The organism is Halomonas sp. DP8Y7-1 (assembly GCF_019801685.1).
Lineage (GTDB): Bacteria > Pseudomonadota > Gammaproteobacteria > Pseudomonadales > Halomonadaceae > Halomonas > Halomonas litopenaei_A.
Map to the genome: position 1 here is coordinate 56,965 of NZ_JAHVIN010000011.1, position 24,710 is coordinate 81,674.

Genomic DNA, 24,710 nt, shown 5'->3' on the forward strand with positions numbered 1-24,710 from the left:
ATGTCCGCACCGACAACCAAGGGCGTCATCCTGACGCCGATCTTCAAGAACAACCCCATCGCTCTGCAGATCCTTGGCATCTGCTCGGCGCTGGCGGTGACCTCCAGTCTCAGCGTGTCTCTGGTCATGAGTCTGGCGGTTATCTTCGTGACGGCATTCTCCAGCATGTTCGTCTCGCTGATTCGGAATCATATTCCGTCCTCTATCCGTATCATCGTGCAGATGACCATCATTGCGTCGCTGGTCATCGTGGTGGACCAGATCCTCAAGGCGTTTGCCTATGAGATGTCCAAGCAGCTGTCGGTCTTTGTTGGCCTGATCATCACCAACTGCATCGTGATGGGTCGCGCTGAAGGCTTTGCCATGACCAACACGCCTGCGCTGTCGTTCCTGGATGGCGTGGGTAACGGTCTTGGTTACGGCTTCATCCTGATGACGGTCGGCTTCTTCCGTGAGCTGTTCGGTTCCGGCAGCCTGTTTGGCGTGACCATCCTCGAGACCGTGCAGAACGGTGGCTGGTACGTACCGAACGGCCTGTTGCTGCTGCCGCCGTCTGCCTTCTTCATCATTGGTCTGATCATCTGGGTGCTGCGTAGCCTCAACCCGGAGCAGGTCGAGGACAACGAGTTCGTGATGAAGGAAAACACCCAGCCGAAGGAGGCCGTGTAAGATGGAACACTATCTGAGCCTTTTCGTTGCCTCGGTCTTCGTCGAGAACATGGCCCTGGCGTTCTTCCTGGGCATGTGTACCTTCATGGCGGTATCGAAGAAGGTGTCCTCTGCCATTGGCCTGGGCATCGCGGTGGTCGCGGTTCTGACCATCACTGTTCCGGTCAACAATCTGATCCTGAAGTACCTGCTGGCGGAGGGAGCCCTGTCCTGGACCGGTATCGCCGGTGCCGAGAACATCGATCTGACCTTCCTGGGGCTGCTGTCCTACATTGGTGTTATCGCCGCTCTGGTGCAGATCCTCGAGATGTTCCTGGACAAGTTCGTGCCCTCGCTCTACAACGCGCTTGGCGTCTTCCTGCCGCTGATCACCGTGAACTGCGCCATCCTCGGTGGCACCCTGTTCATGGTCGAGCGTAGCTACAACTTCGGCGAGTCCGTGGTCTATGGCCTGGGCGCTGGTGTTGGCTGGGCACTTGCCATTACTGCGCTGGCTGGAATTCGTGAGAAGCTGAAGTACAGTGACGTGCCTGCCTCGTTGCAGGGGCTGGGCATCACCTTCATTACCGTGGGTCTGATGTCCCTGGGCTTCATGTCCTTCTCCGGCATCCAGCTCTGAGTGAGACGGGAAGGGTGCCAGAGCACTCTTCTCGGTTCCGAACGCTAGCAATAGGAAACCGACATGGTTGATACAACAGTCATCGTGCTCGGCGTCGTCATGTTCACCGTCATCGTCATCAGTCTGACGGCGGTGATTCTGGCGGCCCGCTCCAAGCTCGTGAGCTCGGGCGATGTGACCATCGAGATCAACGACGATCCCGAGAACACCCTGACCACCCAGGCCGGCGGCAAGCTGCTCAACACCTTGGCAGCCAACGGCATCTTCCTTTCTTCCGCCTGCGGCGGCGGTGGCTCCTGTGCCCAGTGCAAGTGCCGCGTCGAAGAAGGGGGCGGTTCCATCCTGCCCACGGAAGAAAGTCACTTCACCCTGCGTGAGAAGAAGGTGGGCTGGCGTCTGTCCTGCCAGGTGCCGGTCAAGCAGGACATGAAGATCCAGGTCCCTGAAGAGGTCTTCGGCGTCAAGAAGTGGGAATGCGAGGTCATCGAGAACCCCAACGTCGCCACCTTCATCAAGGAGCTGAACCTCAAGCTGCCTGAGGGCGAGGAAGTTGCCTTCCGCGCTGGCGGCTATGTGCAGCTGGTGGCTCCTGCCTACGATATCAAGTTCTCCGACTTCGATATCGAGGAAGAGTACCGTGGTGACTGGGAGAAGTTTGGCCTGTTCAACGTCTCCCACAAGAACACTGAGGAGGTCATTCGCGCCTACTCAATGGCCAACTATCCGGAAGAGAAGGGCATTCTCAAGTTCAATATCCGGATCGCCACGCCGCCGCCCAATTCCAGTCACCCGCCCGGCCTGATGTCCACTTACGTGTTCAGTCTCAAGCCTGGTGACAAGGTGACGGTGATGGGGCCGTTCGGTGAGTTCTTCGCCAAGGACACTGACGCCGAGATGGTCTTCATCGGCGGTGGTGCCGGCATGGCACCGATGCGCAGCCACATCTTCGACCAGCTCAAGCGTCTTGATACCAAGCGCAAGATGACGTTCTGGTACGGTGCACGCTCCTGGCGTGAAACGTTCTACAACGAAGAATACGACAAGCTGGCTGAAGAGCACGACAACTTCGACTGGCATCTGGCATTGTCAGATCCCCAGCCCGAGGACAACTGGGAGGGGCCGACCGGCTTCATCCATAACGTGCTCTACGACATGTACCTCAAGGACCATCCGGCGCCTGAGGATTGCGAGTACTACATGTGTGGGCCGCCCATGATGAACGCTTCTGTCATCAAGATGCTGCTGGACTTGGGTGTCGAGCCCGAGAATATCATGCTGGATGACTTTGGCGGCTGATGCCTTGCCTGCCATGGCATGTCGAAAACCTCGCCCTCGTGGCGAGGTTTTCGTTTATCGGTCCCGCTGACGCTGGGAAAGTGTCTTGGAGGCGCCGTGAAAGTGCCTTGAAAGAAAGCAAAGGGCAGTAGTCGCTGTGACGGTTTCTGCCCAGAGGATAAATCTGGCATAATCCTTTGGTCGACAGGGCGTGCGACTCGACGGCGTCAGGGCGGTCGGTCGTGTTGCTGGGGCAAGGCCCGTGTGCCGAGCATGCGACGGCTGATCCCAGACCGATGCGGTGCAAGGTTCACGCAGCTGTGTGCTACTCACTTCGGCAGGCCTGTCGTTCCATCAAGAGGACACTCGTATGACCACCTACCTGATCGTATTTGGCGCCATGTTGCTGATTATCGGCGCCATGGCCATCGGCGTCATCCTTGGACGCAAGCCGATCGCCGGCTCCTGCGGCGGGCTTAACCAGCTTGGTCTCAAGGATGGCTGCGAGATTTGTGGCGGTAAGGACGACGTGTGTGAAGAGGAGTCGAAGAAGCGCGCCGCCAGCGCACGTCGCCGCTCCGATGAGAACCGCGGGCTTGATCTGGGCTACGACGCCACCCGCCGATAAGGCGTTGCAGCGAGCAACCTGCGCCTACCGGTATGCGTGACGCATGCCCTGGTTTGCCTGACCGTGACGGCGCCCTGTGGGCGCCGTCTGCATGATGATGCTGTCCCTTGTACGGTCGAGGGACTTTTCCAGGATAAGGATGACACGATGGCAGTGCACAACTACGACGTAGTGGTGATCGGTACAGGCCCCGCCGGCGAAAGCGCCGCGATCAACGCCGCGAAGCACGGTAAGCGAGTGGCAGTGATCGAGAAGCAGGCGCGCGTGGGCGGTAACTGCACCCATTGGGGCACCATCCCGTCCAAGGCGCTGCGTCATCAGGTTCGCCAGATCATGTCGTTCAACACCAATACGATGTTTCGCGACATCGGTGAACCCCGCTGGTTTTCCTTTCCCAAGGTCCGCGAACGTTCCCGGGTGACGATCGATCAGCAGGTGGCGATGCGTACCAACTTCTACGCGCGTAACCGCATCGATCTGTATCACGGCATTGCCCGCTTCAAGGACGAGCATACCTTGACGGTGCGCGGGCAGGGAGACAACCAGGAAGAACTGATCGCCGACAAGGTGATCATCGCCACTGGGTCACGTCCTTACCGTCCGGCGGATATCGATTTTCGACACCCGCGGATCTACTGCTCGGACACCATACTCAGCCTTCAGCATACGCCGCGCACGCTGATTATCTTTGGCGCTGGGGTTATCGGCTGTGAATACGCGTCGATCTTTTCCGGCCTTGGGCTCAAGGTGGACCTGATCAATAACCGCGGTAGCCTGCTGTCATTTCTGGATGACGAAATCAGTGATGCGCTGTCCTACCATCTGCGTAAGCATGGTGTGTTGATTCGTCATAACGAAGAGTACGAGCGCGTCGAGGGCGACGAGCATGGGGTCACCGTTCACCTGAAGTCAGGCAAGCGGTTGCGCGCGGACGCGTTCCTGTGGGCCAACGGACGCACCGGGAATACCGACCAGCTGGGGCTTGAGAACATTGGCCTCACCGCGAATGGTCGTGGACAGTTGCAGGTCGATGAACACTACCGCACGGCCCTACCGCACATCTATGCAGCGGGCGACGTGGTGGGCTGGCCGAGTCTGGCCAGCGCGGCTTACGACCAGGGGCTGAATGCCTGCGACGAGCTGCTGGATCGGGATTTCCGCTATGTGACCGAGGTGCCTACCGGTATCTATACCATCCCTGAAATAAGCTCCTTTGGCCGTTCCGAGCGAGAGCTGACAGAAGCCAAGGTGCCCTACGAGGTGGGACACGCCTTTTTCAAGGATACCGCTCGTGCGCAGATCACCGGAGATACGGTGGGGATGTTGAAGATCCTGTTCGATCAGGACACGCTCGAGATCTACGGCATTCATTGCTTTGGTGACCAGGCGTCGGAGATCGTGCACATTGGCCAGGCCATCATGCAGCAGGAAGGCGAGGCGAACACGCTGAAGTACTTCGTCAGCACCACGTTCAACTACCCGACGATGGCCGAGGCCTACCGGGTGGCGGCTCAGAATGGTTTGAACCGAGTCTTCTGACACCAGCGGCCATGACCAGAAAAGGTGCCAACAGGCACCTTTTTTTGGGTCTACGGGATGCGCCTGCAGGCGGGGTTCGCCCCGCATGGGCTGAGCGGGTGCCGGCTAGTCGTTGTCGCCAAGCAAGTGGGCCATGCATGGCGGCGACGCTGGCTCGAGGTCATCCCGGTCTTCCTGCTGCAGGGCTTCCAGCAGGCGCTCGCGCAGCTGCGCCAGATAGGAAGCGTCGAGTTCACGGGTGGCCGTCAGCAGCGTCAGGCGCCCGCGGCGTGCCAGTCGCATCAGCGGCAGCAGTTTATGCGGGTGGTCCCGTAGCTCGCCGCGATAGCGGATCTCGAACACCGCACGGCTGATCTCGCCTTGATGGTACTGGCGTCGCAGAGCCTGGCTGGGGGAGGCCTCTCGATACCAGTCGGTCAGCGCCAGTGACTCCCGTCGACATCCTCGGGGCCAGAGCCGGTCGACCAATACCCGCGCGCCGTCGTTTTCCGCCGGGGACTGGTAGACGCGCTTGATGACGATGTCGTAGCGCATCATGGTGTGCCCTCCAGCTCGATCAGTGCCTCCTGTGCGCTGGCCTGCCAGGGTCCTGGCAATGCTGCCGCCCGCTGCAGCGCCTGTACCGCCTCCTGAGGTTCATCTTGAGAGGCCAGGGTGAGACCCAGGTTGAGCCAGGCGGGGGCGAGCTCCGGGTCGTATTGCGTCGCAGCCCTCCAGGCATCGACGGCATCTTCCAACCGGCCTTGCGCGTGATAGGCGTTCGCTTGGCCAAAGCGCGCCATGGCCGCGTCCGGGAAACGCTCCACGACGGCCTCCCAGGCCGGTAACGCATTGCCAGCGCCCTGCACACGTTCAAAATCGGAGGTGGCCTGGATCGCCTCGCTGGCCGAGAGGGAAACCGGCAGCTGGCCTGGCGGCAGGGCAACGAAGGCCCAGCGATCGGAACGCTGCCAGGTGGCGTCAAAACGCCCAAACTCGGTACTGTCCTGGCGCGTTACGCCCGTGCGTAGTCGCAGCACCTGCTGATTCAGATCGTAGCCATTGACGATGGCGAAGTGCCACAGAGGAAAGGCGGGTAGTGACAGGTTCTGGAGCACCACCACGGGACGCCCGGCGTCGACTTCCTCAAGCAGAGACTCCAGGCGCGGTGCCAGCACAAAGGGGATGCGCCCATGGCGCCGCGTTGCGGCCAGCATTTCCGGCTGGTAGCTGCCCTTGCGAGCCGGAACGTAGATATCCGGGATCAGATCGTCGACGCTGACATCGACGCCAGTATGGTTGAGCGACATGGCCAGGGTCGCCGGTCCGCACTGGTAGTCACGCTGGGGGTGAAAGGGAACGTCGTCCAGCAGTCGCTGGGCCGACAGTGATTGCGTGCGGCTGGTATCCAGGTCGGGTGCAGCGGCACAGCCTGAGAGCACAGCCAACAACGCAAGAGCGCCCGCCAGGCGGGCGCTCGACATGATCACGTGCGAGACAGACATGGGCTTACCGCGTGAACGGATAGACGTCTGTCAGGCCGAGGATGTCAGTGACCAGCAAGATCACGAAAACCGCAAACAGCACACCGATAACGCTGGCGCCGGCAGGCATCTGGTCAAGCTGGTCAGCCATTTGCTGGGCTTCCTGATCGGACAGGGCGGCGACACGCTGTTCGACATCGGCAGGATCGACACCCTGCAGCTCCAGCTGCTGGCGGACATCGTCACGGGCCAGCACGCTGTGGATGCGCTCGCGGGCATCTTGTGTCTGCTGGCTTGCCAGCACGTCGCTGGTCGAGGCCATTGAGACGGCAGTGGCGGCACTGGCGCTGGCGGTGCCAAGGGTCAGGCAGACCATCAGGGCAGTACACAGCAGTCGGCGAAGTGTAAGGGTCATAGCGGCTTCCTTGTAGGGCTGGGTGTCTTGTTGAGCGTTCTGTGATGGCGACCGATAGCGACGAACCTCCTGTGCGTCGATATCGCGCGACAGGGGGAGTATAACCAAGATGCACCAGTTTTTTCATGTGGCTAGGAAGGATGAATTCCACGCCCAGGCAACGCCAGTCTGTGCTCAGCGTGGCAAAGCGGAGTCCGTCATGCCCCCGTCAAGCTAAAGCGGTCGTCGTTGCTGACAGCGGCGGCACGCTAGCCCAGGCGAACGCAGTTTCTGCCTTCCTGTTTGGCGCTGTACAGGGCTTGATCAGCACGTCGATACAAGGTGCCGAAGTCGTCGTCGCGATGGCCAGACACCGCAATCCCGACGCTGACGGTCAGCTGCATGCGGTGGGCAGGTTCGGGCAGGGTAAATCGTTCGGTCTCGCAGCGAATGCGTTCAGCCACTACCTCGGCGCTGTGGGCATTGCTGTTGGCGAGCAGCAGGCCAAATTCCTCGCCACCAAGACGCGCCGCCAGGTCCCCGCGGCGAGCCAGGCGTTTGAGCATGATGCCAAAGGCCGCCAGAACATTGTCCCCCGTGGGGTGTCCGAAGGTGTCGTTGACCTGCTTGAAGTGGTCGAGGTCAAGCAGCAGCAGCGCCACGGGGCTATCCGGTGGTTGGCGCATGGCGAGCTGCCGGTGCACCTGACCCAACCACTGGCGGCGATTGCTGAGCTGCGTTAGTTCGTCGGTCATGGCCAGCTGGCGCAGCGAGTGGCTGTAGCGTCGCAGCCGCAGGCAGGTGATGAGGAGTCCCATGCTAACCGCCAGCACCATGCAGACCAGTAAAATGACGGCCAGCGCCAGGTCGCGATTGGTTTCGATCAGGTGGGCGCCACTCTCGTGCAGGCGTTTGTCCAGCTCGGTGTAGATATCTTCCAGCGCCAGCTCCAGGCGCTCGGCCAGCATCAGGGTTTCCGGCGTCAGGGTGTGTGCCTTGAGGGTATCTGGTGTCAGCGGCTCCGGCGGATGAGACAGCGCCTGGGCCAGGCGTTGCTGTAGCCCATCGGCCTCACTGAGTTGATCGCTCAAGCTCGAGACGTGGAGGGAGAAGTCGTCATCCTGGGGGGCGGCGACCATGGACATGGAGTCACCGAGTCGATGCAGCCGATGGCCAACCAGGACCACTACCTTTTGCATTTCCTCGAAGTAGCTGACGTCGTCACTATCACGAATGTTGAGCAACGCCCGTAGTCGGATCGCTTCTTCCTGGGCCCTGGCGACGTCGACCATCAAGGCATTGTGGTTGGCCCCCAGCAGCTGTCGATTTTCGCCGAGGTGCCAGATCAGCAGCAGAGCCGCCATCGCCAGGACCAGGGTGGCGGCGATGGTCAGGGGCATGATGACGGCCCGCTTGAGGGAGGGGGCGGGAGAGTTCATACGCTGGCGGACCGCTGTTCAGTGGGCAAGAGGGAAGCGGGAATTGCCTCAGTCTACGCCTTCTGTGCCACGCTGCGGGCCACTACCTCTTCTGGGCCTGAACCTGTAGCCCCCAGCGGCGACGTCAGTACCCATCACAGTCGCTACCACCAGCACTGATGCAGCGGGCAGGCCCGATGCCAGCATCGACGACGCTGACAACAGAACGGTCAATAGATCTGCCAGCAGACAGGTCAGACGATCTGACAGTCGTCTGGCAGCGTCGAGGCGCTCGTAGTCGACTACTGCGCTACCCGGTAGGCCCAGGGCATTTCGGCCAGCAGGCCACGTCCGCCGGCCAGCGTCAGGGTAAGGTCCTGAATGCCTTGCTCCAGGGGCAGGTCCGCGGCGCCCTTGATGGCCAGGTCAAGGCGCTGAGCGAACATCAGCAGCTTGTGAAGACGTTTCAGCGGCAATCGTCGAATCGCTTCCTGATAGGCGGGTCGTCGACGGTCAAAGATGGGGGGCTTCTGCGCCTTGCAGGCGTGTTCGAAGCTCTGGCCCTGATCGAGGTGCTGATGCAGGGAGAGGAGCGTGCGAATTTCCCGGGTCAGGGCCCACAGGATGATGGGAGGTTCAGTGCCCTCGGCCGCCAGGCCTGCCAGGATCCGCAGCACGCGTTCACGTTCTGCCTTGAGACAGGCATCCACCAGGGTGAATACGTCGTAGCGGGCGCTGCTTTCGACCCCTCCAGCCACCTCCCGTGGCGATACCTGCGTGCCGGCGGGCAGGATCAGGGCGAGCTTCTGCAGCTCCTGGTCTGCTGCCAGCAAGTTACCTTCGGTGCGCTCGCCCAGCAGCCGGGCGGCGTCCATCGACATGGACAGGCCGTGTCGCTGGGCGCGGTCCCTGAGCCAGAAACCTAGACGGGAGGCATCGACCGGCCACACCGGTACAAACAGACCCAGCTTGTCGAGGGCCTTGAACCAGGCGCTTTTCTGCTCTCTGGCATCGAGCTTGGCACAGCTGACCAACAGTATGTTGTCACTGCCCTGGGCCTGCTCCGCGTACTCCTTCAGCGCCTTGCCACCTTCCTGACCGGGCTTGGCGCTGCCGAGACGCAACTCGATCAGCTTGCGCGAGGCAAACAGCGACATGCTGGCAGCAGATTCGATCAGCCGCCCCCAGGCGAAGTTGGCTTCCACGTGGAGCACGTCGCGTTCCTCGACGCCGCTGTCCTTGGCCTTGGCTCGTACCAGGTCACAGGCCTCCATATGCTGCAGAGGTTCATCACCGGCGACGATGATCACCGGCGGAATGGATTTTGCCAGGGCGTCAGGCAGCTTGTCGGCGAAAACCTTCATGAACGACTCAGATTTCCTGGATGGCGCGCAGGCGATCAATCATCTGACGCACGGCCTCGCGGCGGGCATCCTCGAGAGCATCGTTACGCAGTTCGTCCTGGGACAGCAGGTTGTCGTCGGTGATCGAGAATTCCTGGATCACTTCCACCGCCTGGCGGTCCGCCACGTAGGCGCCGTCGCTGGCTCGCTGGATGGAGTATGGCACTCGCAGGACAAGCTCCTGGTCCTGTGAGCCGGTATCCAGCACACCCACCTGACGGGTGATGATATCTTCCCCACCCAGGTTGAGGCGCAGCGGGGCATCGGCGTCGATGCGAGTGCCGAGGTTTTCAAGGCGCGAGGCCAACTGCTTGGCAAAGTCAGTGTCGGCACCTTCCAGCGCCAGGCTGTCGAGTGCCAGCACCTCGCCGCCGACGCCCCTGAGGTGAAAACCGCAACCGGCCAACAAAAGTCCTGCGCCTGAGGCCAGAGCCAGGCCGAGGAAGTCGCGTCGTTGCATGTGAACTCCTTGTCGCGATACGGAGAAGCCGGGGCGGATGCCCCGGCGGTCTGCATTTAGCGTTGAGCCCCGTGCAGGACGGAGCCAGTGCATTCAATTGGCAACGATATTCACCAGCTTGCCAGGCACGACGATGACCTTGCGCAACGTCTTCCCATCCACGTGACGCTGCACGTTGTCGTTGGCCAGCGCCAGGGCTTCAACCTGGGCCTTGTCGGCGTCTGCGGGCACTTCCAGGCGCGCTCGCAGCTTTCCGTTGACCTGTACCACCAGCTCGATACTGTCGCGAGCGAGGGCGCTGTCGTCCACTTCAGGCCAGCTGGCGTCGATGACGGCGCCTTCGTGGCCCAGTGTCTGCCACAGGGCGTGGCAGGCATGGGGGGTGATCGGCGCCAGCAGCAACACACAGGCCTCGATGGCCTCCCGCTCTACAGCCAGGCCGGCCGGGGAGGTGTCGTTGAACTTGGCGAGCGCGTTGCTCAGCTCCATGACCGCGGCGATGGCGGTGTTGAAGGTGGTGCGACGACCGATGTCGTCACCGGCCTTCTTGATCGTTTCGTGGGTCTTGCGACGCAGTTCCCGCTGGGTGTCATCGAGCGTCTCAAGAGTGGCCTGGTCAAGCGTGCCTGGCGCACCGGCGTCCAGGTGTTCGGAGACCTGGCGCCACAGGCGCTTGAGGAAGCGGTGTGCGCCCTCAACGCCAGAGTCGGACCACTCCAGCGACTGCTCCGGTGGTGCGGCGAACATCATGAACAGGCGCACCGTGTCGGCCCCAAAGCGATCGATCATGGCCTGGGGATCGACACCATTGTTCTTCGATTTGGACATCTTTTCGATGCCGCCCATCTCTACCGGCTGGCCGTCGCTGATCAGGGTGGCGCTAAGCGGACGGCCCTTGTCGTCACGCTTGACCTCGACGTCGGCCGGGTTGAACCATTCCTTGCCACCGTTGGACTGGGGCCGATAGAAGGTTTCTGCGATGACCATGCCCTGGGTCAGCAGGCGCTGGAACGGCTCGTCTGAGTCGACCAGGCCAAAGTCGCGCATCAGCTTATGGAAGAAGCGCGCGTACAGCAGGTGCAGGATGGCGTGTTCGATGCCGCCGATGTAGAGATCGACAGGCAGCCAGTAATTGGCCCGTTCATCCAGCATGGCCTCGGTGTTGTCGGCACAGCAGAAACGGGCGTAGTACCAGGACGACTCCATGAAGGTGTCGAAGGTGTCGGTTTCCCGGGTCCAGCCGTCGCCCAGGTCGCTGAAGGCGGGCATCTTCTTGAGCGGCGAGCCTGACGCGTCCACGGTGACTTCCAGCGGCAGGGCGACCGGCAGTTCGTCATCGGTGAGCGGCACGGTCTGGCCTTCAGGGCCGTACTTGACCGGAATCGGGGCGCCCCAGTAGCGCTGACGAGCGACGCCCCAGTCGCGCAGGCGGTAGTTGGTCTTGACGTTGCCACGACCCTCCTGCTCGAGGCGAGCGGCGATGGCATCGAAGGCGGCCTGGAAGTCGAGGCCATCGAACTCACCAGAGTTGATCAGGGGGCCGTGCTCGACCCAGGCGCCTGCGGACAGGTCGGGGGCGTTGCCGTCAGCGTCGGCAATCACCGCGCGGATCGGCAGCTGGTACTTGGTCGCGAACTCCCAGTCGCGCTGGTCGTGGCCAGGCACGGCCATGACGGCGCCGGTGCCGTACTCCATCAGCACAAAGTTGGCCACGTATACCGGCACGCGATCGCCGGTCAGCGGATGAATCGCCTCGTAGCCTGTGGCCATGCCACGCTTTTCCATGGTGGCAAGCTCGGCCTCGGACGTTCCCCCTTGGGCACACTCTTCGATAAAGGCGGCCAGTTCGGGCTTGTCGCTGGCTGCCTTGATGGCCAGCGGGTGACCGGCGGCCACGGCCACGTAGGTCACTCCCATCAGCGTGTCAGGACGGGTGGTGTAGACGCGCAGCGGGTCGTCGCCAGCCACATCGAAGGCCAGCTCCACGCCGCGGGACTTGCCGATCCAGTTGCGCTGCATGGTCTTGACCTGCTCAGGCCACTCGACCTTGTCGAGGTCTGCCAGCAATTCATCTGCGTAGTCGGTGATCTTGAGGAACCACAGCGGGATTTCCTTGCGCTCGACCGGCGCGCCGGAGCGCCAACCGCAGCCATCGATGACCTGTTCGTTGGCCAGGACCGTCTGATCGACCGGATCCCAGTTGACGGTGGACATCTTCTTGTAGACCAGGCCCTTCTCGACCAGCTTGGTGAAGAACCACTGCTCCCAGCGATAGTAGTCGCTGTCGCAGGTGGCGAACTCGCGGTCCCAGTCGTAGGCGAAGCCCAGCGCCTTGAGCTGTGCCCGCATATAGTCGATGTTCTCGTAGGTCCACTTGGCGGGGGGGACCTGGTTCTTGATCGCGGCGTTTTCGGCGGGCATGCCAAAGGCGTCCCAGCCCATCGGCTGCATCACATTCTTGCCTTGCATGCGCTGGAAGCGTGTTACCACGTCGCCGATGGTGTAGTTGCGTACATGCCCCATGTGCAGCTTGCCGCTGGGGTAGGGGAACATCGACAGGCAGTAGAACTTTTCCCGGTTCGCGTCCTCTAGTGCCTTGAAGCACTGATTGTCGTTCCAGAATGTCTGAGCGTCGCGTTCGATTTCGTGGGGCTTGTACTGGGCGTCCATCGCGGTCTTCGAGTACCTTGCAATCAAGGCGCGCCCAAGGCGGCGCGCAGGGTGTGGGTATCGTCCGGTGGCAGGGTTGTGCAGAATCAACAGTTAGCGCGGCGACCACCGGCGCGGCAATGATGCACGCAAGGATACCCCAGCTGCCTGGGGTCCGGCTATGGTGGGCCGCTTGTGTTGCGCCTGGTAAGCCCGGGCAGCAACGTTCATCTCAAGGAGGATACGGTCATGAGTGAACAGCATTCCAATCCAGGAGAGCATCGGCTGAGGGACGGCTATGAGCGGATGCTTGCGCGCCTCAAGGAAGGCGCCGAGGACCTGACCTGGGACAACCTGCAGAAGGATCTGGACGACGCGGTCGAGTTCGAGGCAGAGCTTGAGGAATACACCAAGGATGAGCTGGCGCTGCTGCGAGCCTGGGTCGAGCGTGACTTGAGAGACATGCGCCGCTACCTGGCCGCCGGGGGAGAGGGGGTCGCCAGCTGGTTGGGGATTGACCTGACGATTCTGTCGAGAAAGGTGGTGGATTCGCTGTTGTCCATTGCCGACCGCAGCGTCATCGAGCGCGAGAGGCTTGAAGACGACCTGGAGGCGTCCCGTGCCGACTATACGGCGGGCGAACTTGCCGCGCCGGGACGGATGTCCTGCGTGCACTGCGATGCGGCGGTCGAGCTGCACGGCGTCACGCGCATTGAACCATGCCACCAATGCGGGCATCGCTATTTCGTGCGCGCTGCCTGAGGCGTACGGGTGTCGGGTGACGATGCTGAGGCGAAGGGGCGTCGGCCCCTTCGCTGAGTGAATGCGCGCCCTTGCGACCTGGACCGGGCTCAGGCCGCCACAGCGTGGCCGAGCCAGGCGATGGCGGCCAGCACCAGCAGTGACATGACCAGCGCGTAACGCAAGTTGTGTCGCATCATGCAGTAACCGCTGACCCCGTAGCGTCCCTGCAGCGAGAGGTTGATGCCCGACAGTGGGCCGACGCTGGTGCCTACGGCCCAGGAGGCAAGCGCGACAAAGCCAAATAGGGTCTGGTGGGGGCCGTCCAGTTCCAGCATGGAGGCCAGTACCGACACGCCAATGATCGGGTGCAGGCCAGCGATCGCGCTGATGACGATGGCCAGGTAGCTTGAGGCCGCGGCGAGCGCGCCAAACTCCGGGAAGAGCGTCCAGTCGCCCGCCGTTGCCGCATCCACCAGCACCGACAGTCCCTTGGTCAACAGACCGGCACAGAGAAACAGGGTGATCTCCCCGCGCATGCCCGGCAGTCGGTAGTGGAAGTGCCGGACCATGCGTTCGCGGGCCACGCTCAGACCCCGTGCAAGATTCGTCACGATAGCCAGTAGAGGCATAAGAAAGGTGATGATGCTGACGATCGTCAGTGACGGTGTCACGACGAAGTGGAACAACATGACCAGGGCGGCGATGACGGCCGGCATCAACAGGCTAGCAGGGGATAGTGAGAAGCCTGGCACCGTCGACACGTCGAAGCGACGTGACAGTTCAATCACGCTGTAGAGCCCTCCAGCGAAGGCCAGCGGAAGGCCAACGCTGAGCAGGGTGGTGTACTGGAGTGACGGCGCCAGGGACAGCACGACACCCATGGCGGCGAAGAAGGGTGACCACAGCGCTGCACTGGACAATCCACGGTTGAGCCCAAGCAGTTGAGGCTCCGACAAAGGGCCGCGCCGCTCAAGGCGATCACCGACCATGAAGACGGTGGACAGATTGAGGATGCCACCGAGCAGATGGACCCCTAGCCAGGTCCCGATCAACCCCCTGCGACCCGTGACGGGCTGACTTGTGGGCTCGCGCGTTGGCGGGCGTCCGATCAGCGCGATGAAGCTGACGCCGGTCAACATGGCCACCACGAAGGCGTTACCGTCCAGCAACGTCATCAGCGCTGGGCGCGCATCGAACAGCGTCATTGCCACGGCCAGAAAGAGGACGCCGAGTAGCGCCAGAACACCCGCCTGCCACTGGTTTCGCCGAGGGATATCCGGCCATAGCAGGGCGCTGGCGAGCCAGAACGGGAGGCTGACGCTCACGCTCGGCAGCCATGGCGCCAGCATGCTCGCAACCTGCATGGCCAAGCCGGTAAGCAGCAGTAGCGCCGCCAGGCGATGGCGCAAGGGGGGCAGCGGAGGCGTGTTCGCGGCGGATGAGGTGTGCATGCCTGAGTCCCTTTGGCGTTGGTGGTCCTGTTGGGTCGAGTGGCGAAGTGGGTCGAGTGACGAGTTCGGTCTGCTGGCGAGTTAGGTCTGTTGGCAAGGTGCGCTGTCATGAAGCGAGGCACCTTACGACGATCAGGTGTCAATCGGCAGCGGCAGCAGGCGTTTCTGCATGCGTGTCGAACAGCTCCAGCAGTGAGCGGGCCGCATTGGAGAGCGTCCGGTCCCGGTGGGTCAGGTAGCCGAGGGGACGATGGATAGGCTGGGCGTCTGGCATCAGTCTAACGAGCCGTCCATCGACAATCTCGCGCCTGACCATGGAGTCCGGCAAGAGGGTCCAGCCTAGCCCAGCGGTAGCCATCATTTTCAGCGTTTCCAGATAGTTGGTCGACTGTCCTACGGTAGGCACCAGGCCATGGGCGGCCAGCCGCTCGAGGATCAGCTGCCGGGTGAAGGTCAGCGGGCCCGGCAGAAGTGCGTCGTGGCGTGCCAGGGACGCCAGGTCCAGCGGGTGCTCTCGAGACAGCGGATGTTCAGGAGACGCGACAAAGCTCAGCTCGTCCGTCCACAGTTGGCGAGCATGCAGCTGGCTGTCTGGCGCGGCAGACAGCGTGACCAGTGCGACCTCGATGTCGCCGTCCAGCACGCCCTGATAGGCCTGTTCCGAGTCCAGAAAGCGCAGGTCCAGCCTCACCTTGGGAAAACGCCTGACGTAGTCCTCCAGAATAGGCGGCAAGCGGTGAAGGCCAATGTGATGGCTGGTCGCTAGAATCAGGGCGCCCGAGACATCGCCGGTAAGATTGCCAAGCGCCCGGCGACTGTCGTCGACCATGACCAGGATCTGGCGCGCCCTGGGCAATAGCAGGCGTCCCGCTTCGGTCAGGCTGACGCGCCTGCCGATACGGTCGAACAGGCGCGCACGGGTCAGGGTTTCCAGGGTGGCGATGCGCTTGCTGACAGCCGGCTGCGTCAGATGCAGCTGTTCCGCGGCGCGAGAGAAGCTGCCGCTGTCCGCCACCGCCAGGAACGCCTGCAGACTTTGCGTATCCATGACGGGCTCCAGAAAAGATGTATTCCATACAGGAATCGTTTGAATAAATAACATGAATTGATTTTATTGGCGAGTGGCGCGAGACTCGTTCTATCGCCAGCGCGACGTGCCCGGCTAGCCCAGCAGAATGACCCGGTAGAATGACCCGGCAGCATGACCCGACAGGGCACCTGGTTGTGATGACCCGACCCGGTCACAGCACAAGCCACTGGGCAGTGGCACTGAAAAGATCAGCGATACCCTTACACCGTGGCAGCACGCAGAGAGGCATGACACACGGATACTGAGACAGCCGACATGGCGGTCCGTGGCAAGCCTCCGCAACGCTTAGACAGACCTTGACGCAAACGCTCGAGGCAGGACTTGAGGCAGGAGATTCCGCATGGCAGGCCAGACGCTTTACGACAAGTTGTGGCAGCAGCACTTGGTGAAAGAGCGCGACGACGGCACGGCGCTGATCTACATTGATCGGCAGCTGCTCCACGAGGTGACCTCGCCCCAGGCGTTCGAGGGGCTCAGGATCGCCGGTCGCCAGCCCTGGCGCCTGGATGCCAACCTGGCAACCCCCGATCACAACGTGCCAACGACCGTAAAAGAACGGGCCGAGGGCAATACCGGGATCAAGGATCCGGTGTCGTTGATCCAGGTCCAGACGCTGGATGACAACTGCGATGCGTTTGGCATCGAGGAATTCCGCATCAATGATCCGCGTCAAGGCATCGTGCATGTGGTCGGCCCTGAGCAGGGTGCAACCCTGCCCGGCATGACCGTGGTGTGTGGTGACTCTCACACTGCCACCCATGGCGCCTTTGCCGCGCTCGCCCACGGGATCGGCACCTCTGAGGTCGAGCACGTGCTGGCGACCCAGTGTCTGCTGGCGCAGAAGATGAAGAACATGCAGGTGCGTGTCGAGGGCACCTTGGGTCAGGGCGTCACCGCCAAGGACGTGGTGCTTGCCATCATCGGCGAGATCGGCACCGCTGGCGGTACCGGGTATGCGATCGAGTTTGCGGGTAGTGCGATCCAGAGCCTGACCATGGAAGGGCGTATGACGGTCTGCAACATGGCCATCGAGGCAGGAGCACGGGTTGGGCTGATTGCCGTCGACGATACCACCATCGACTATCTCGCCGGACGTCCCTTCGCACCTACCGCCGAGCAGTGGGAGGCAGCGGTGGCTGACTGGCGCCAGCTGGTGTCTGATGCCGATGCCGCCTTCGACAAGGTAGTGACCATCGCCGCCGAGAGTATCGAGCCTCAGGTCAGCTGGGGTACCAGCCCGGAAATGGTGACCGGAGTCAGTGGCGAGGTGCCGGATCCTGCTCAGGCGGCAGACGACACCGCACGCACCGGCATCACCCGTGCGCTGGAATACATGGGCCTTGCGCCGCGTCAGAAGATTACCGATATCCGGCTCGACAAGGTGTTCATCGGCTCCTGCACCAACTCGCGCATCGAGGACTTGCGCGAAGCGGCCAAGGTGGCCCGTGGCCGCAAGGTAGCGGACAGCGTTCAGCTGGCCATGGTCGTGCCCGGCTCCGGTCTGGTGAAGCGTCAGGCCGAACAGGAAGGTCTCGACAAGGTATTTATCGAGGCGGGCTTTGAGTGGCGCGAGCCCGGCTGTTCCATGTGCCTGGCGATGAATGCCGACAAGCTGGGTGCGGGAGAGCATTGTGCCTCCACCTCCAACCGTAACTTCGAAGGTCGCCAAGGGTATGGCGGTCGCACCCACCTGGTGAGCCCGGCTATGGCCGCCGCCGCTGCGATCGCCGGACACTTTGTCGACGTGCGCAGCTTTGATTCCACTACCGCTCGCCAGGAGGCCTGAGCCATGCAAAAGTTCGAACGCCTCGAAGGTCTGGTGGCGCCAATGGATCGCGCCAATGTCGACACCGACCTGATTATTCCCAAGCAGTTTCTCAAGTCGATCAAGCGCACCGGCTTTGGCGTCAACCTGTTTGACGAACTGCGCTACCTGGACGAAGGGCAGCCGGGTCAGGACGTCAGTCAGCGTCCCTTGAATCCGGACTTCGTGCTCAATCAGCCGCGCTACCAGGGGGCCAAGGTGTTGCTTGCGCGCCGTAACTTTGGTTGCGGGAGTTCGCGCGAGCATGCGCCCTGGGCGCTGGAGGACTTCGGCTTCCGCGTTGTCATCGCGCCGAGCTTTGCCGATATCTTCTACAACAATGCCTTCAAGAACGGCATCCTGTTGATCACGTTGGGTGAAGATCAGGTGGATCGTCTGTTTGCTGAAGTGCACGCCAACGAGGGGTACTGCCTCGATGTGGATCTTGAGCACCAGCGGGTGACGACACCCAGTGGCGAGATTCTCGAGTTCGAGGTAGATGCGTTCCGTAAGCACTGTCTGCTTGAAGGGCTGGATGACATTGGCATCACCCTCCAGGATGAAGACGCCATCGCGGCCTTTGAGTCTCGCCATCGGGCCGCTCGTCCGTGGCTGTTCCGCGAGCCCGCCAAGGCCTAGGCGATTTACCGCCCGGCCTGGAGCAGGCCGGGTGACTGTTTGCACTGTCTCAGGAATACATGGTTATGACCCGCAAGATTCTTGTCCTTCCCGGTGATGGCATCGGACCGGAAATTACCGCCCAGGCCACTCGCGTGCTGGACGCCCTGAAGGCGAAAGGGCTGGACGTCGAGGTCGAGCAGGGGCTGGTGGGTGGTGGTGCCTATGACGTGCATGGGGTGCCGCTGCCTGACGAGACGCTGTCCAAGGCGCGACAGGCCGACGCCATTCTGCTGGGGGCGGTGGGAGGCCCTCAGTGGGATACCATCGAGGACCTCAGCAAGCGCCCGGAGAAGGGGCTCTTGGGCCTGCGCAAGGAGCTGGGCCTGTTCGGCAACCTGCGCCCCGCGATCCTGTATCCGCAGCTGGCAGAAGCCTCAACGCTCAAGCCTGACGTTGTGTCTGGGCTCGACATCATGATCGTGCGTGAACTGACGGGCGGGATCTACTTCGGTCAGCCCCGTGGTGTCGAAGAACGTGGCGGTGAGCGGGTCGGTTTCAATACCTATGTGTACAGCGAAAGCGAGATCGAGCGCATCGGGCGTGTCGCGTTCGAGATGGCTCAGAAGCGCGGCAAGAAACTGTGCAGCGTGGACAAGGCCAACGTGCTGGAAGTCACCATTCTGTGGCGTGAGGTCATGGAGCGTCTGGCACCAGAGTATCCCGATGTCGAGCTGTCCCACATGTACGTGGACAACGCGGCCATGCAGCTGGTGCGTGCGCCCAAGCAGTTTGATGTGGTGGTAACCGGCAACATGTTCGGCGATATTCTGTCGGACGCCGCCGCCATGCTGACGGGATCCATCGGCATGCTGCCTTCAGCGTCTCTCAATGAATCTGGTCAGGGCATGTACGAGCCTTGTCACGGTAGTGCCCCGGATATCGCCGGCAAGGGCATCGCCAACCCGCTCGCCACGATTCTGTCGGTGGCGATGATGTTGCGCTACTCTCTCAATGAGCCAGCCATGGCTGAGCGCATCGAGGCGGCGGTGGGCAAGGTGCTGGATCAGGGGCTTCGCACGGCGGATATCGCCTATCCGGGCACCCGCCAGGTCAGCACCGCCGAGATGGGTGACGCGGTGCTCGCCGCACTGGACTGAGCGAGAGCGGAACACAACGCTGAGCGAGGGGCCATCGGCGTCTCGCGAAGGTGAAGCGGAAAGCCTACCGGCAGCATCTGAAAGGTGCTGCCGGTTTCTGTATAATGATTGTCTCACTCGATTTCTAGAGGACTTCACATGTTGAAAGTCGGTTTCGTCGGTTGGCGTGGCATGGTGGGTTCCGTGCTCATGCAGCGGATGGTGGAAGATGGGGATTTCAACGGCATCGAGCCGGTGTTCTTCACCACCTCCCAGGTTGGTCAGGCCGGCCCCGACGTAGGTGTGGACGTGCCTCCGCTGAAAGACGCCTTCGATATCGAGGCGTTGAAGGCGCTGGACGTGATCATCACCTGTCAGGGCGGTGACTACACCAAGAAGGTCTATGAGGACCTGCGTGGCGGTGGCTGGAAGGGCTACTGGATTGACGCTGCCAGCACCCTGCGCATGAGCGATGATGCCACCATCGTGCTTGATCCGGTCAACCGCAAGGTGATTGACGCTCAGCTTGATGCTGGCGCGAAGACCTTTGTCGGCGGTAACTGTACCGTCAGCTTGATGCTGATGGGCCTTGGCGGTCTGTTCGAAGCCGATATGATCGAATGGATGACGTCCATGACCTATCAGGCGGCGTCAGGCTCCGGTGCCAAGCACATGCGCGAACTGCTCAACCAGATGGGCGGATTGCGTGACAGCGTGGCCAGCGAGCTGGCCGATCCCGCCAGCGCGATTCTGGATATCGATCGCAAGGTCACTGCGGCCATGCGCTCCGGCGAGATTCCGACGGACAACTTTGGTGCACCGCTGGCCGGTAGCCTGTTGCCGTGGATCGACTCCAAGCTCGACAACGGTCAGAGCCGCGAGGAGTGGAAGGGCTTCGTCGAGACCAACAAGATTCTCGGTCGCCAGGACGCGCCGGTGCCGATCGATGGCCTGTGCGTCCGTATCGGTGCCATGCGCTCCCACAGCCAGGCGTTCACCATCAAGCTGCGCCAGGATGTGCCGCTGGATGAGATCGAAGAGCGCATTGCCGCCCACAACGAGTGGGTCAGTGTCATTCCCAATGACAAGGACGCCACCATCGACGGACTGACGCCGACCGCGGCAACCGGCACGTTGAACATCCCGGTGGGACGTCTGCGCAAGCTGAACATGGGCGGCGAGTATCTTAGCGCCTTCAGCGTGGGTGACCAGCTGCTGTGGGGGGCCGCCGAGCCGCTCAAGCGGATGCTCAAGGTGCTGCGCGAACGCTAAGACTGGCGTCAAGGCAGTGAACAAGGTAGTGACAAGTATCGGGGCACCTCAGGGTGCCCCGATGTCGTTTCTCGGCTGCATCGTCACGGTCTGGAGTGCCCTGGTTGGTCGACCAGACGGACGCTCCTCGAGCAAGATGCGCTGGTCGCAGCGCCTGCCTGTGGCAAGGCTGGTCGTCACCGAGCGGTTAAGGGATAATGCACCTCTCACTCGCGCAGATTCCTGCGTGGCCACCGCTTTCTTCGGCTTGCAGGTCGTATGTCCTTCTTTCATCACCTTGACGAACGTACTCCCATGGAGGGTCGGCTCGCGCTCAGCGTTGAGTACGATGGAACCCATTACTGTGGCTGGCAGCGGCTCAAGCACGCGCCCTCTGTTCAGGGCGCAGTAGAGGCGGCGCTGGCCAAGGTGGCGGGCGCACCGATCACCTTGCACTGCAGCGGCCGCACTGATTCTGGCGTGCATGCCACGCGGCAGATCGCCCACTTCGATCCGCCTGTGCAGCGTTCGGAAAAGGCCTGGGTGTTTGGCGGTAACGCCAACCTTCCTCGCGATATCGCCATCCGCTGGATTCGTCAGGTGCCGGATGAGTTTCATTCCCGGTTCAAGGCGCTGGCCCGTCGCTACCGGTACGTGATCTTGAATCAGCCCAGTCGGCCGGTGCTGGAGCGTGCCAATGCTACCTGGTGCCGCGACCCTCTGGATGCGGACGCCATGCACGTGGCCGCTCAGGCTCTGGTGGGCGAGCATGACTTCTCAAGCTTTCGCGCGGCAGGCTGCCAATCCAAGACGCCCTGGCGGCACTTGCACTTCATAGAAGTCCATCGGCATGGCCCGCTGGTGGTGGTCGACCTGCAGGCCAATGCGTTCCTGCATCACATGGTCCGTAACATCGTTGGCGCGCTGGTCACCGTTGGACGTGGCGAGCAGGGCACCGATTATATTCAGCGGCTGTTGGCGTTGCGCGACCGCCAGAAGAGCGACGTCACCGCCCCCGGCTGCGGCTTGCACTTTGTCGACACCCTGTATGATGAGCAGTGGCAGCTGCCGGCGGAGCCTCTGGGGCCCAACCTACTGGCCTTCCTGGGTGAGTGGACCGGTGAGCGTCCCTTGCCGGACTGTCCGATGGTCGAGTTTCGACGTGGCCGCCCGATTGCCGAGACACGCCGAGCCGTTCGCGCCGAGGAGCTGGATGGAGCACCGTCCAAGACGTCTGAGGAAAGGTCATGACAGCACCAATGCAGCGTACTCGGGTCAAGTTCTGCGGCCTCACCCGGGAACAGGACGTCGACGCCGCCGTGGCGTTGGGTGCTGATGCCATCGGTTTCGTACTGTGGGCGGGCAGCAAGCGGGCCGTCGACGTGGATCAGCTGGCGCGCTTGGCGGCTCGGGTGCCGGCGTTCATTGCGCGGGTGGGGCTGTTTGTCGATGCCGCCCCGGAAGAGGTGAGTCGGGCCCTGCCATGGCTGGACCTGCTGCAATTTCACGGTGATGAGTCCGCCGCCGAGTGCGAGCGCTATGATCGTGCCTATATCAAGGCCCTGAGAATGCGTGACGGGCTGGATGTTCACGCCGCCGCACGCTGCTACGACAGCGCCCGGGGGCTGCTGCTCGATGCTTACCGCCCAGGTGTGCCGGGTGGTACCGGTGATACTTTCGACTGGAGCCGAATTCCACCAGGGCTGGGTAAAGCTGTTATCCTCGCGGGCGGTTTGTCCGACGACAACGTCAGCCAGGCGATCCGCCAGGTGAGGCCCCATGCGGTGGATGTGTCGGGGGGCATCGAAAGTGCTGCCGCGATCAAGGATGCTGGGCGGATGCGTGCCTTCGTCAATGCGGTGGCATTGGGCGACAGGGTCGCGAACCAGACAAGCGTCTAGGAAGGGGCTCAAGACGGGCGCTTGCTTGGGGGCAACAGTCGTCGCCGAAGGGGCGGGGGCGTTGCTACATGCCAAAGACGCAGAGCCCAATAGACAACTCTGAAGGAGTCCGACATGAGCAAGTTCAGTGAGCTGTCCCGCTGGCCAGATGCCAGGGGCCATTACGGGGCCTACGGCGGGCGTTTCGTATCCGAGACCTTGAGCTTCGCCCTGGATGAGCTGGACCGCACCTATCAGAGCCTCAAGAACGACCCTGATTTTCAGGCTGAGTTCGATCATGACCTCGCCCATTACGTGGGGCGGCCGTCGCCGCTGTATCACGCCCGTCGCTGGTCGCAGCAACTGGGTGGCGCACAGATCTGGTTGAAGCGCGAAGACTTGAACCATACCGGCGCCCATAAGGTGAATAACACCATCGGCCAGGCGCTGCTGGCCAAGAAAAGCGGCAAGCCAAGGGTGATTGCGGAGACCGGGGCAGGCCAGCATGGCGTGGCGACCGCTACCGTGGCGGCGCGGCTTGGGCTGCGCTGTGATGTCTATATGGGCGAGGCTGATACGGAGCGGCAAAAGCTCAACGTCTATCGCATGCGTCTGCTGGGGGCCAACGTGATCCCGGTGACGTCGGGCACGCGCACGCTCAAGGACGCCATGAACGAAGCGTTGAGAGACTGGGTCACCAACGTCGACGATACCTTCTACATCATCGGCACCGTGGCAGGCCCTCACCCTTATCCGCAGCTGGTGCGCGACTTCAACGCCGTGGTTGGACGGGAAGCCAGGCAGCAGTCGCTGGACGAATTTGGCCGTCTGCCCGACGCCCTGGTGGCCTGTGTAGGCGGTGGCTCCAATGCGATGGGCCTGTTTTATCCCTTCGTCGAGGATGATGGCGTGCAGATGTACGGCGTCGAGGCGGGTGGCGATGGCCTGGAGAGCGGCCGTCATGCGGCGCCCCTGGCATCCGGCGCACCTCGCGGCGTACTCCACGGCAATCGTACCTACCTGATGTCCGATGAAGGAGGCCAGGTCAGCGACACGCATTCGATTTCGGCAGGGCTGGATTACCCCGGTGTCGGTCCCGAGCACGCACTGTGGAAGGACGTGGGCAGGGTCAACTATGTAGCCGCCAATGACGACGCGGTGCTCGAGGCCTTTCGTGAACTGACCCATGTGGAAGGCATCATGCCAGCGCTTGAGTCGGCCCACGCCCTGGCCCATGCCAAGGTGTTGGCGCCGACCATGTCACCCGACCAGAATATTGTGGTCAACCTGTCCGGACGCGGTGACAAGGATATCCTCACTGTCGCCAAGATCGACGGTATCGACCTTTAAGGAAGCACAAGGGGATCCCATGTCTCGAATCGAACAGCGGTTTCGTTCTCTCGCCGAGCAGGGCCGCAAGGCGCTGGTGCCCTATATTACCGGGGGCGACCCGGTGCCTGGCGTGACCGTGGACTATATGCACGCACTGGTGGAGTCGGGTGCCGATGTCATTGAGCTCGGCGTCCCATTCAGCGACCCCATGGCCGATGGTCCGGTGATTCAGAAGGCCTGTGAGCGGGCGTTGAAGCATGGTACCCGCCTGGTGGACCTGCTGGAGATGGTCGCTACCTTCCGCCAGCGTGACCAGGAGACGCCGGTGGTATTGATGGGGTATCTCAATCCTATCGAGCGCCTCGGGATCGAGCGCTTCGCACGGGAGGCACGTGCCGCCGGTGTCGATGGCGTGTTGGTGGTCGACATGCCTCCGGAAGAGGCAGACGAGCTTGGCCCGCTGCTGGAAGCTGAGGATTTGTCGCCAATCTTTCTCGTCGCCCCTACCACTTCACCTGAGCGTGCCGCTACAATATGCGCCCACGCGCATGGGTATCTCTACTATGTGTCGCTCAAGGGAGTGACTGGTTCGGCGCGACTCAATGCTGACGACGTAGCAGCGCATCTGGCGCCCCTGCGGCAGCTGACCGATCTGCCGCTGTGCGTCGGCTTCGGCATTCGGGATGGGGCCTCTGCAGCAGAGGTGGCCAAGGTCGCCGATGGTGTGATCGTCGGCAGCGCCCTGGTATCGCGCATTGCTGAACACTGTGACGCTCCTCATGACGCCATCGCCGAGATTAAGGCGGTGATGACAGAGATACGCCATGCCCTGGACGCCTGACAGGCATCCAGGGTAGAGATTCGACCCTGTCGTCGGCCATGGC

23 protein-coding genes are annotated in these 24,710 nt (G+C 62.2%); 14 read left to right on the forward strand and 9 right to left on the reverse strand.

The genetic code is table 11. The features are described 5' to 3' along the window. The 5 genes from KUV41_RS14120 to sthA all read left to right on the forward strand — a co-directional run bounded on the left by KUV41_RS14120 (position 1) and on the right by sthA (position 4,730). Positions 1-669, forward strand: coding sequence for an NADH:ubiquinone reductase (Na(+)-transporting) subunit D (locus tag KUV41_RS14120; protein WP_206943256.1), 669 nt, complete (start codon positions 1-3; stop codon positions 667-669). 1 nt (position 670) lies between these two features. After that, a complete protein-coding gene (gene nqrE / locus KUV41_RS14125; protein ID WP_206943255.1) occupies positions 671-1,288 on the forward strand; it encodes an NADH:ubiquinone reductase (Na(+)-transporting) subunit E in 618 nt (205 codons plus the stop codon). Positions 1,289-1,351: 63 nt separating this feature from the next. After that, entirely contained in the window at positions 1,352-2,584 is a 1,233-nt protein-coding gene (gene nqrF, locus KUV41_RS14130; RefSeq protein ID WP_222163435.1) for an NADH:ubiquinone reductase (Na(+)-transporting) subunit F, read from the forward strand. A gap of 349 nt (positions 2,585-2,933) precedes the next feature. Then, positions 2,934-3,191 (forward strand): (Na+)-NQR maturation NqrM, encoded by a 258-nt coding sequence (nqrM, locus tag KUV41_RS14135; protein ID WP_206943253.1) that lies wholly within the window; start codon positions 2,934-2,936, stop codon positions 3,189-3,191. Between the two features lie 147 nt (positions 3,192-3,338). Then, entirely contained in the window at positions 3,339-4,730 is a 1,392-nt protein-coding gene (gene sthA / locus KUV41_RS14140) for a Si-specific NAD(P)(+) transhydrogenase (protein ID WP_206943252.1), read from the forward strand. Positions 4,731-4,835: 105 nt separating this feature from the next. On the opposite strand, the gene KUV41_RS14145 is transcribed toward sthA, so the two are convergent. From KUV41_RS14145 to leuS, 7 genes are all read right to left on the reverse strand, one after another. After that, positions 4,836-5,267, reverse strand: a complete 432-nt coding sequence (locus tag KUV41_RS14145) for a DUF488 domain-containing protein (RefSeq protein WP_315900593.1) — start codon at positions 5,265-5,267, stop codon at positions 4,836-4,838. Further along, complete coding sequence (locus tag KUV41_RS14150) at positions 5,264-6,214, reverse strand: PA2778 family cysteine peptidase (RefSeq protein ID WP_222163434.1); 951 nt, start codon at positions 6,212-6,214, stop codon at positions 5,264-5,266. Before KUV41_RS14150 ends, KUV41_RS14145 begins: the two co-directional genes overlap by 4 nt. Positions 6,215-6,218: 4 nt before the next feature. Further along, complete coding sequence (locus tag KUV41_RS14155) at positions 6,219-6,608, reverse strand: PA2779 family protein (RefSeq protein ID WP_206943250.1); 390 nt, start codon at positions 6,606-6,608, stop codon at positions 6,219-6,221. 248 nt (positions 6,609-6,856) lie between these two features. Next, positions 6,857-8,026 carry a GGDEF domain-containing protein gene (locus KUV41_RS14160; protein ID WP_222486086.1) on the reverse strand — a complete coding sequence of 390 codons (1,170 nt, stop codon included), beginning with the start codon at positions 8,024-8,026 and terminating at the stop codon, positions 6,857-6,859. A gap of 281 nt (positions 8,027-8,307) precedes the next feature. Then, entirely contained in the window at positions 8,308-9,369 is a 1,062-nt protein-coding gene (holA, locus tag KUV41_RS14165) for a DNA polymerase III subunit delta (RefSeq protein ID WP_222238624.1), read from the reverse strand. 7 nt (positions 9,370-9,376) lie between these two features. Further along, positions 9,377-9,868, reverse strand: coding sequence for an LPS assembly lipoprotein LptE (gene lptE / locus KUV41_RS14170; RefSeq protein ID WP_222163430.1), 492 nt, complete (start codon positions 9,866-9,868; stop codon positions 9,377-9,379). A gap of 93 nt (positions 9,869-9,961) precedes the next feature. Next, entirely contained in the window at positions 9,962-12,538 is a 2,577-nt protein-coding gene (leuS, locus tag KUV41_RS14175) for a leucine--tRNA ligase (protein WP_222163429.1), read from the reverse strand. A 228-nt stretch (positions 12,539-12,766) separates the two neighbouring features. On the opposite strand from leuS, the gene KUV41_RS14180 reads away from it, so the two are divergent. Continuing rightward, positions 12,767-13,279 (forward strand): zinc ribbon-containing protein, encoded by a 513-nt coding sequence (locus KUV41_RS14180; RefSeq protein ID WP_206943242.1) that lies wholly within the window; start codon positions 12,767-12,769, stop codon positions 13,277-13,279. Positions 13,280-13,368: 89 nt separating this feature from the next. Here the strand turns inward: KUV41_RS14180 and KUV41_RS14185 are convergent, their stop codons facing one another. Both KUV41_RS14185 and KUV41_RS14190 read right to left on the reverse strand, forming a co-directional pair. Beyond that, a complete protein-coding gene (locus KUV41_RS14185) occupies positions 13,369-14,712 on the reverse strand; it encodes a hypothetical protein (protein ID WP_222486587.1) in 1,344 nt (447 codons plus the stop codon). Positions 14,713-14,851: 139 nt separating this feature from the next. Continuing rightward, positions 14,852-15,760: a LysR family transcriptional regulator gene (locus KUV41_RS14190; protein WP_206943238.1), complete on the reverse strand. Its 909-nt coding sequence runs from the start codon at positions 15,758-15,760 to the stop codon at positions 14,852-14,854. 382 nt (positions 15,761-16,142) lie between these two features. Here KUV41_RS14190 and leuC point away from each other — a divergent pair, with 382 nt between their 5' ends. The 8 genes from leuC (at position 16,143) to trpA (ending at position 24,667) form a co-directional block, all read left to right on the forward strand. After that, the gene (gene leuC / locus KUV41_RS14195; RefSeq protein ID WP_206943236.1) at positions 16,143-17,588 is read left to right on the forward strand and encodes a 3-isopropylmalate dehydratase large subunit; all 1,446 of its coding nucleotides are present in this window, start codon (positions 16,143-16,145) and stop codon (positions 17,586-17,588) included. A gap of 3 nt (positions 17,589-17,591) precedes the next feature. Beyond that, on the forward strand, positions 17,592-18,245 hold the full coding sequence (gene leuD / locus KUV41_RS14200; RefSeq protein ID WP_206943234.1) for a 3-isopropylmalate dehydratase small subunit: 654 nt from the start codon (positions 17,592-17,594) through the stop codon (positions 18,243-18,245). A gap of 65 nt (positions 18,246-18,310) precedes the next feature. Continuing rightward, the gene (gene leuB / locus KUV41_RS14205; protein ID WP_206943232.1) at positions 18,311-19,384 is read left to right on the forward strand and encodes a 3-isopropylmalate dehydrogenase; all 1,074 of its coding nucleotides are present in this window, start codon (positions 18,311-18,313) and stop codon (positions 19,382-19,384) included. A 138-nt stretch (positions 19,385-19,522) separates the two neighbouring features. Next, the gene (gene asd, locus KUV41_RS14210) at positions 19,523-20,635 is read left to right on the forward strand and encodes an aspartate-semialdehyde dehydrogenase (RefSeq protein ID WP_222238620.1); all 1,113 of its coding nucleotides are present in this window, start codon (positions 19,523-19,525) and stop codon (positions 20,633-20,635) included. A gap of 258 nt (positions 20,636-20,893) precedes the next feature. Then, positions 20,894-21,865 carry a tRNA pseudouridine(38-40) synthase TruA gene (gene truA, locus KUV41_RS14215; RefSeq protein ID WP_222239150.1) on the forward strand — a complete coding sequence of 324 codons (972 nt, stop codon included), beginning with the start codon at positions 20,894-20,896 and terminating at the stop codon, positions 21,863-21,865. Next, positions 21,862-22,515, forward strand: coding sequence for a phosphoribosylanthranilate isomerase (locus KUV41_RS14220; protein ID WP_206943227.1), 654 nt, complete (start codon positions 21,862-21,864; stop codon positions 22,513-22,515). Before truA ends, KUV41_RS14220 begins: the two co-directional genes overlap by 4 nt. Positions 22,516-22,629: 114 nt before the next feature. After that, a complete protein-coding gene (gene trpB, locus KUV41_RS14225) occupies positions 22,630-23,844 on the forward strand; it encodes a tryptophan synthase subunit beta (protein WP_222486588.1) in 1,215 nt (404 codons plus the stop codon). A gap of 19 nt (positions 23,845-23,863) precedes the next feature. Beyond that, positions 23,864-24,667: a tryptophan synthase subunit alpha gene (gene trpA, locus KUV41_RS14230; protein ID WP_206943223.1), complete on the forward strand. Its 804-nt coding sequence runs from the start codon at positions 23,864-23,866 to the stop codon at positions 24,665-24,667. Positions 24,668-24,710: the final 43 nt, after the last annotated feature.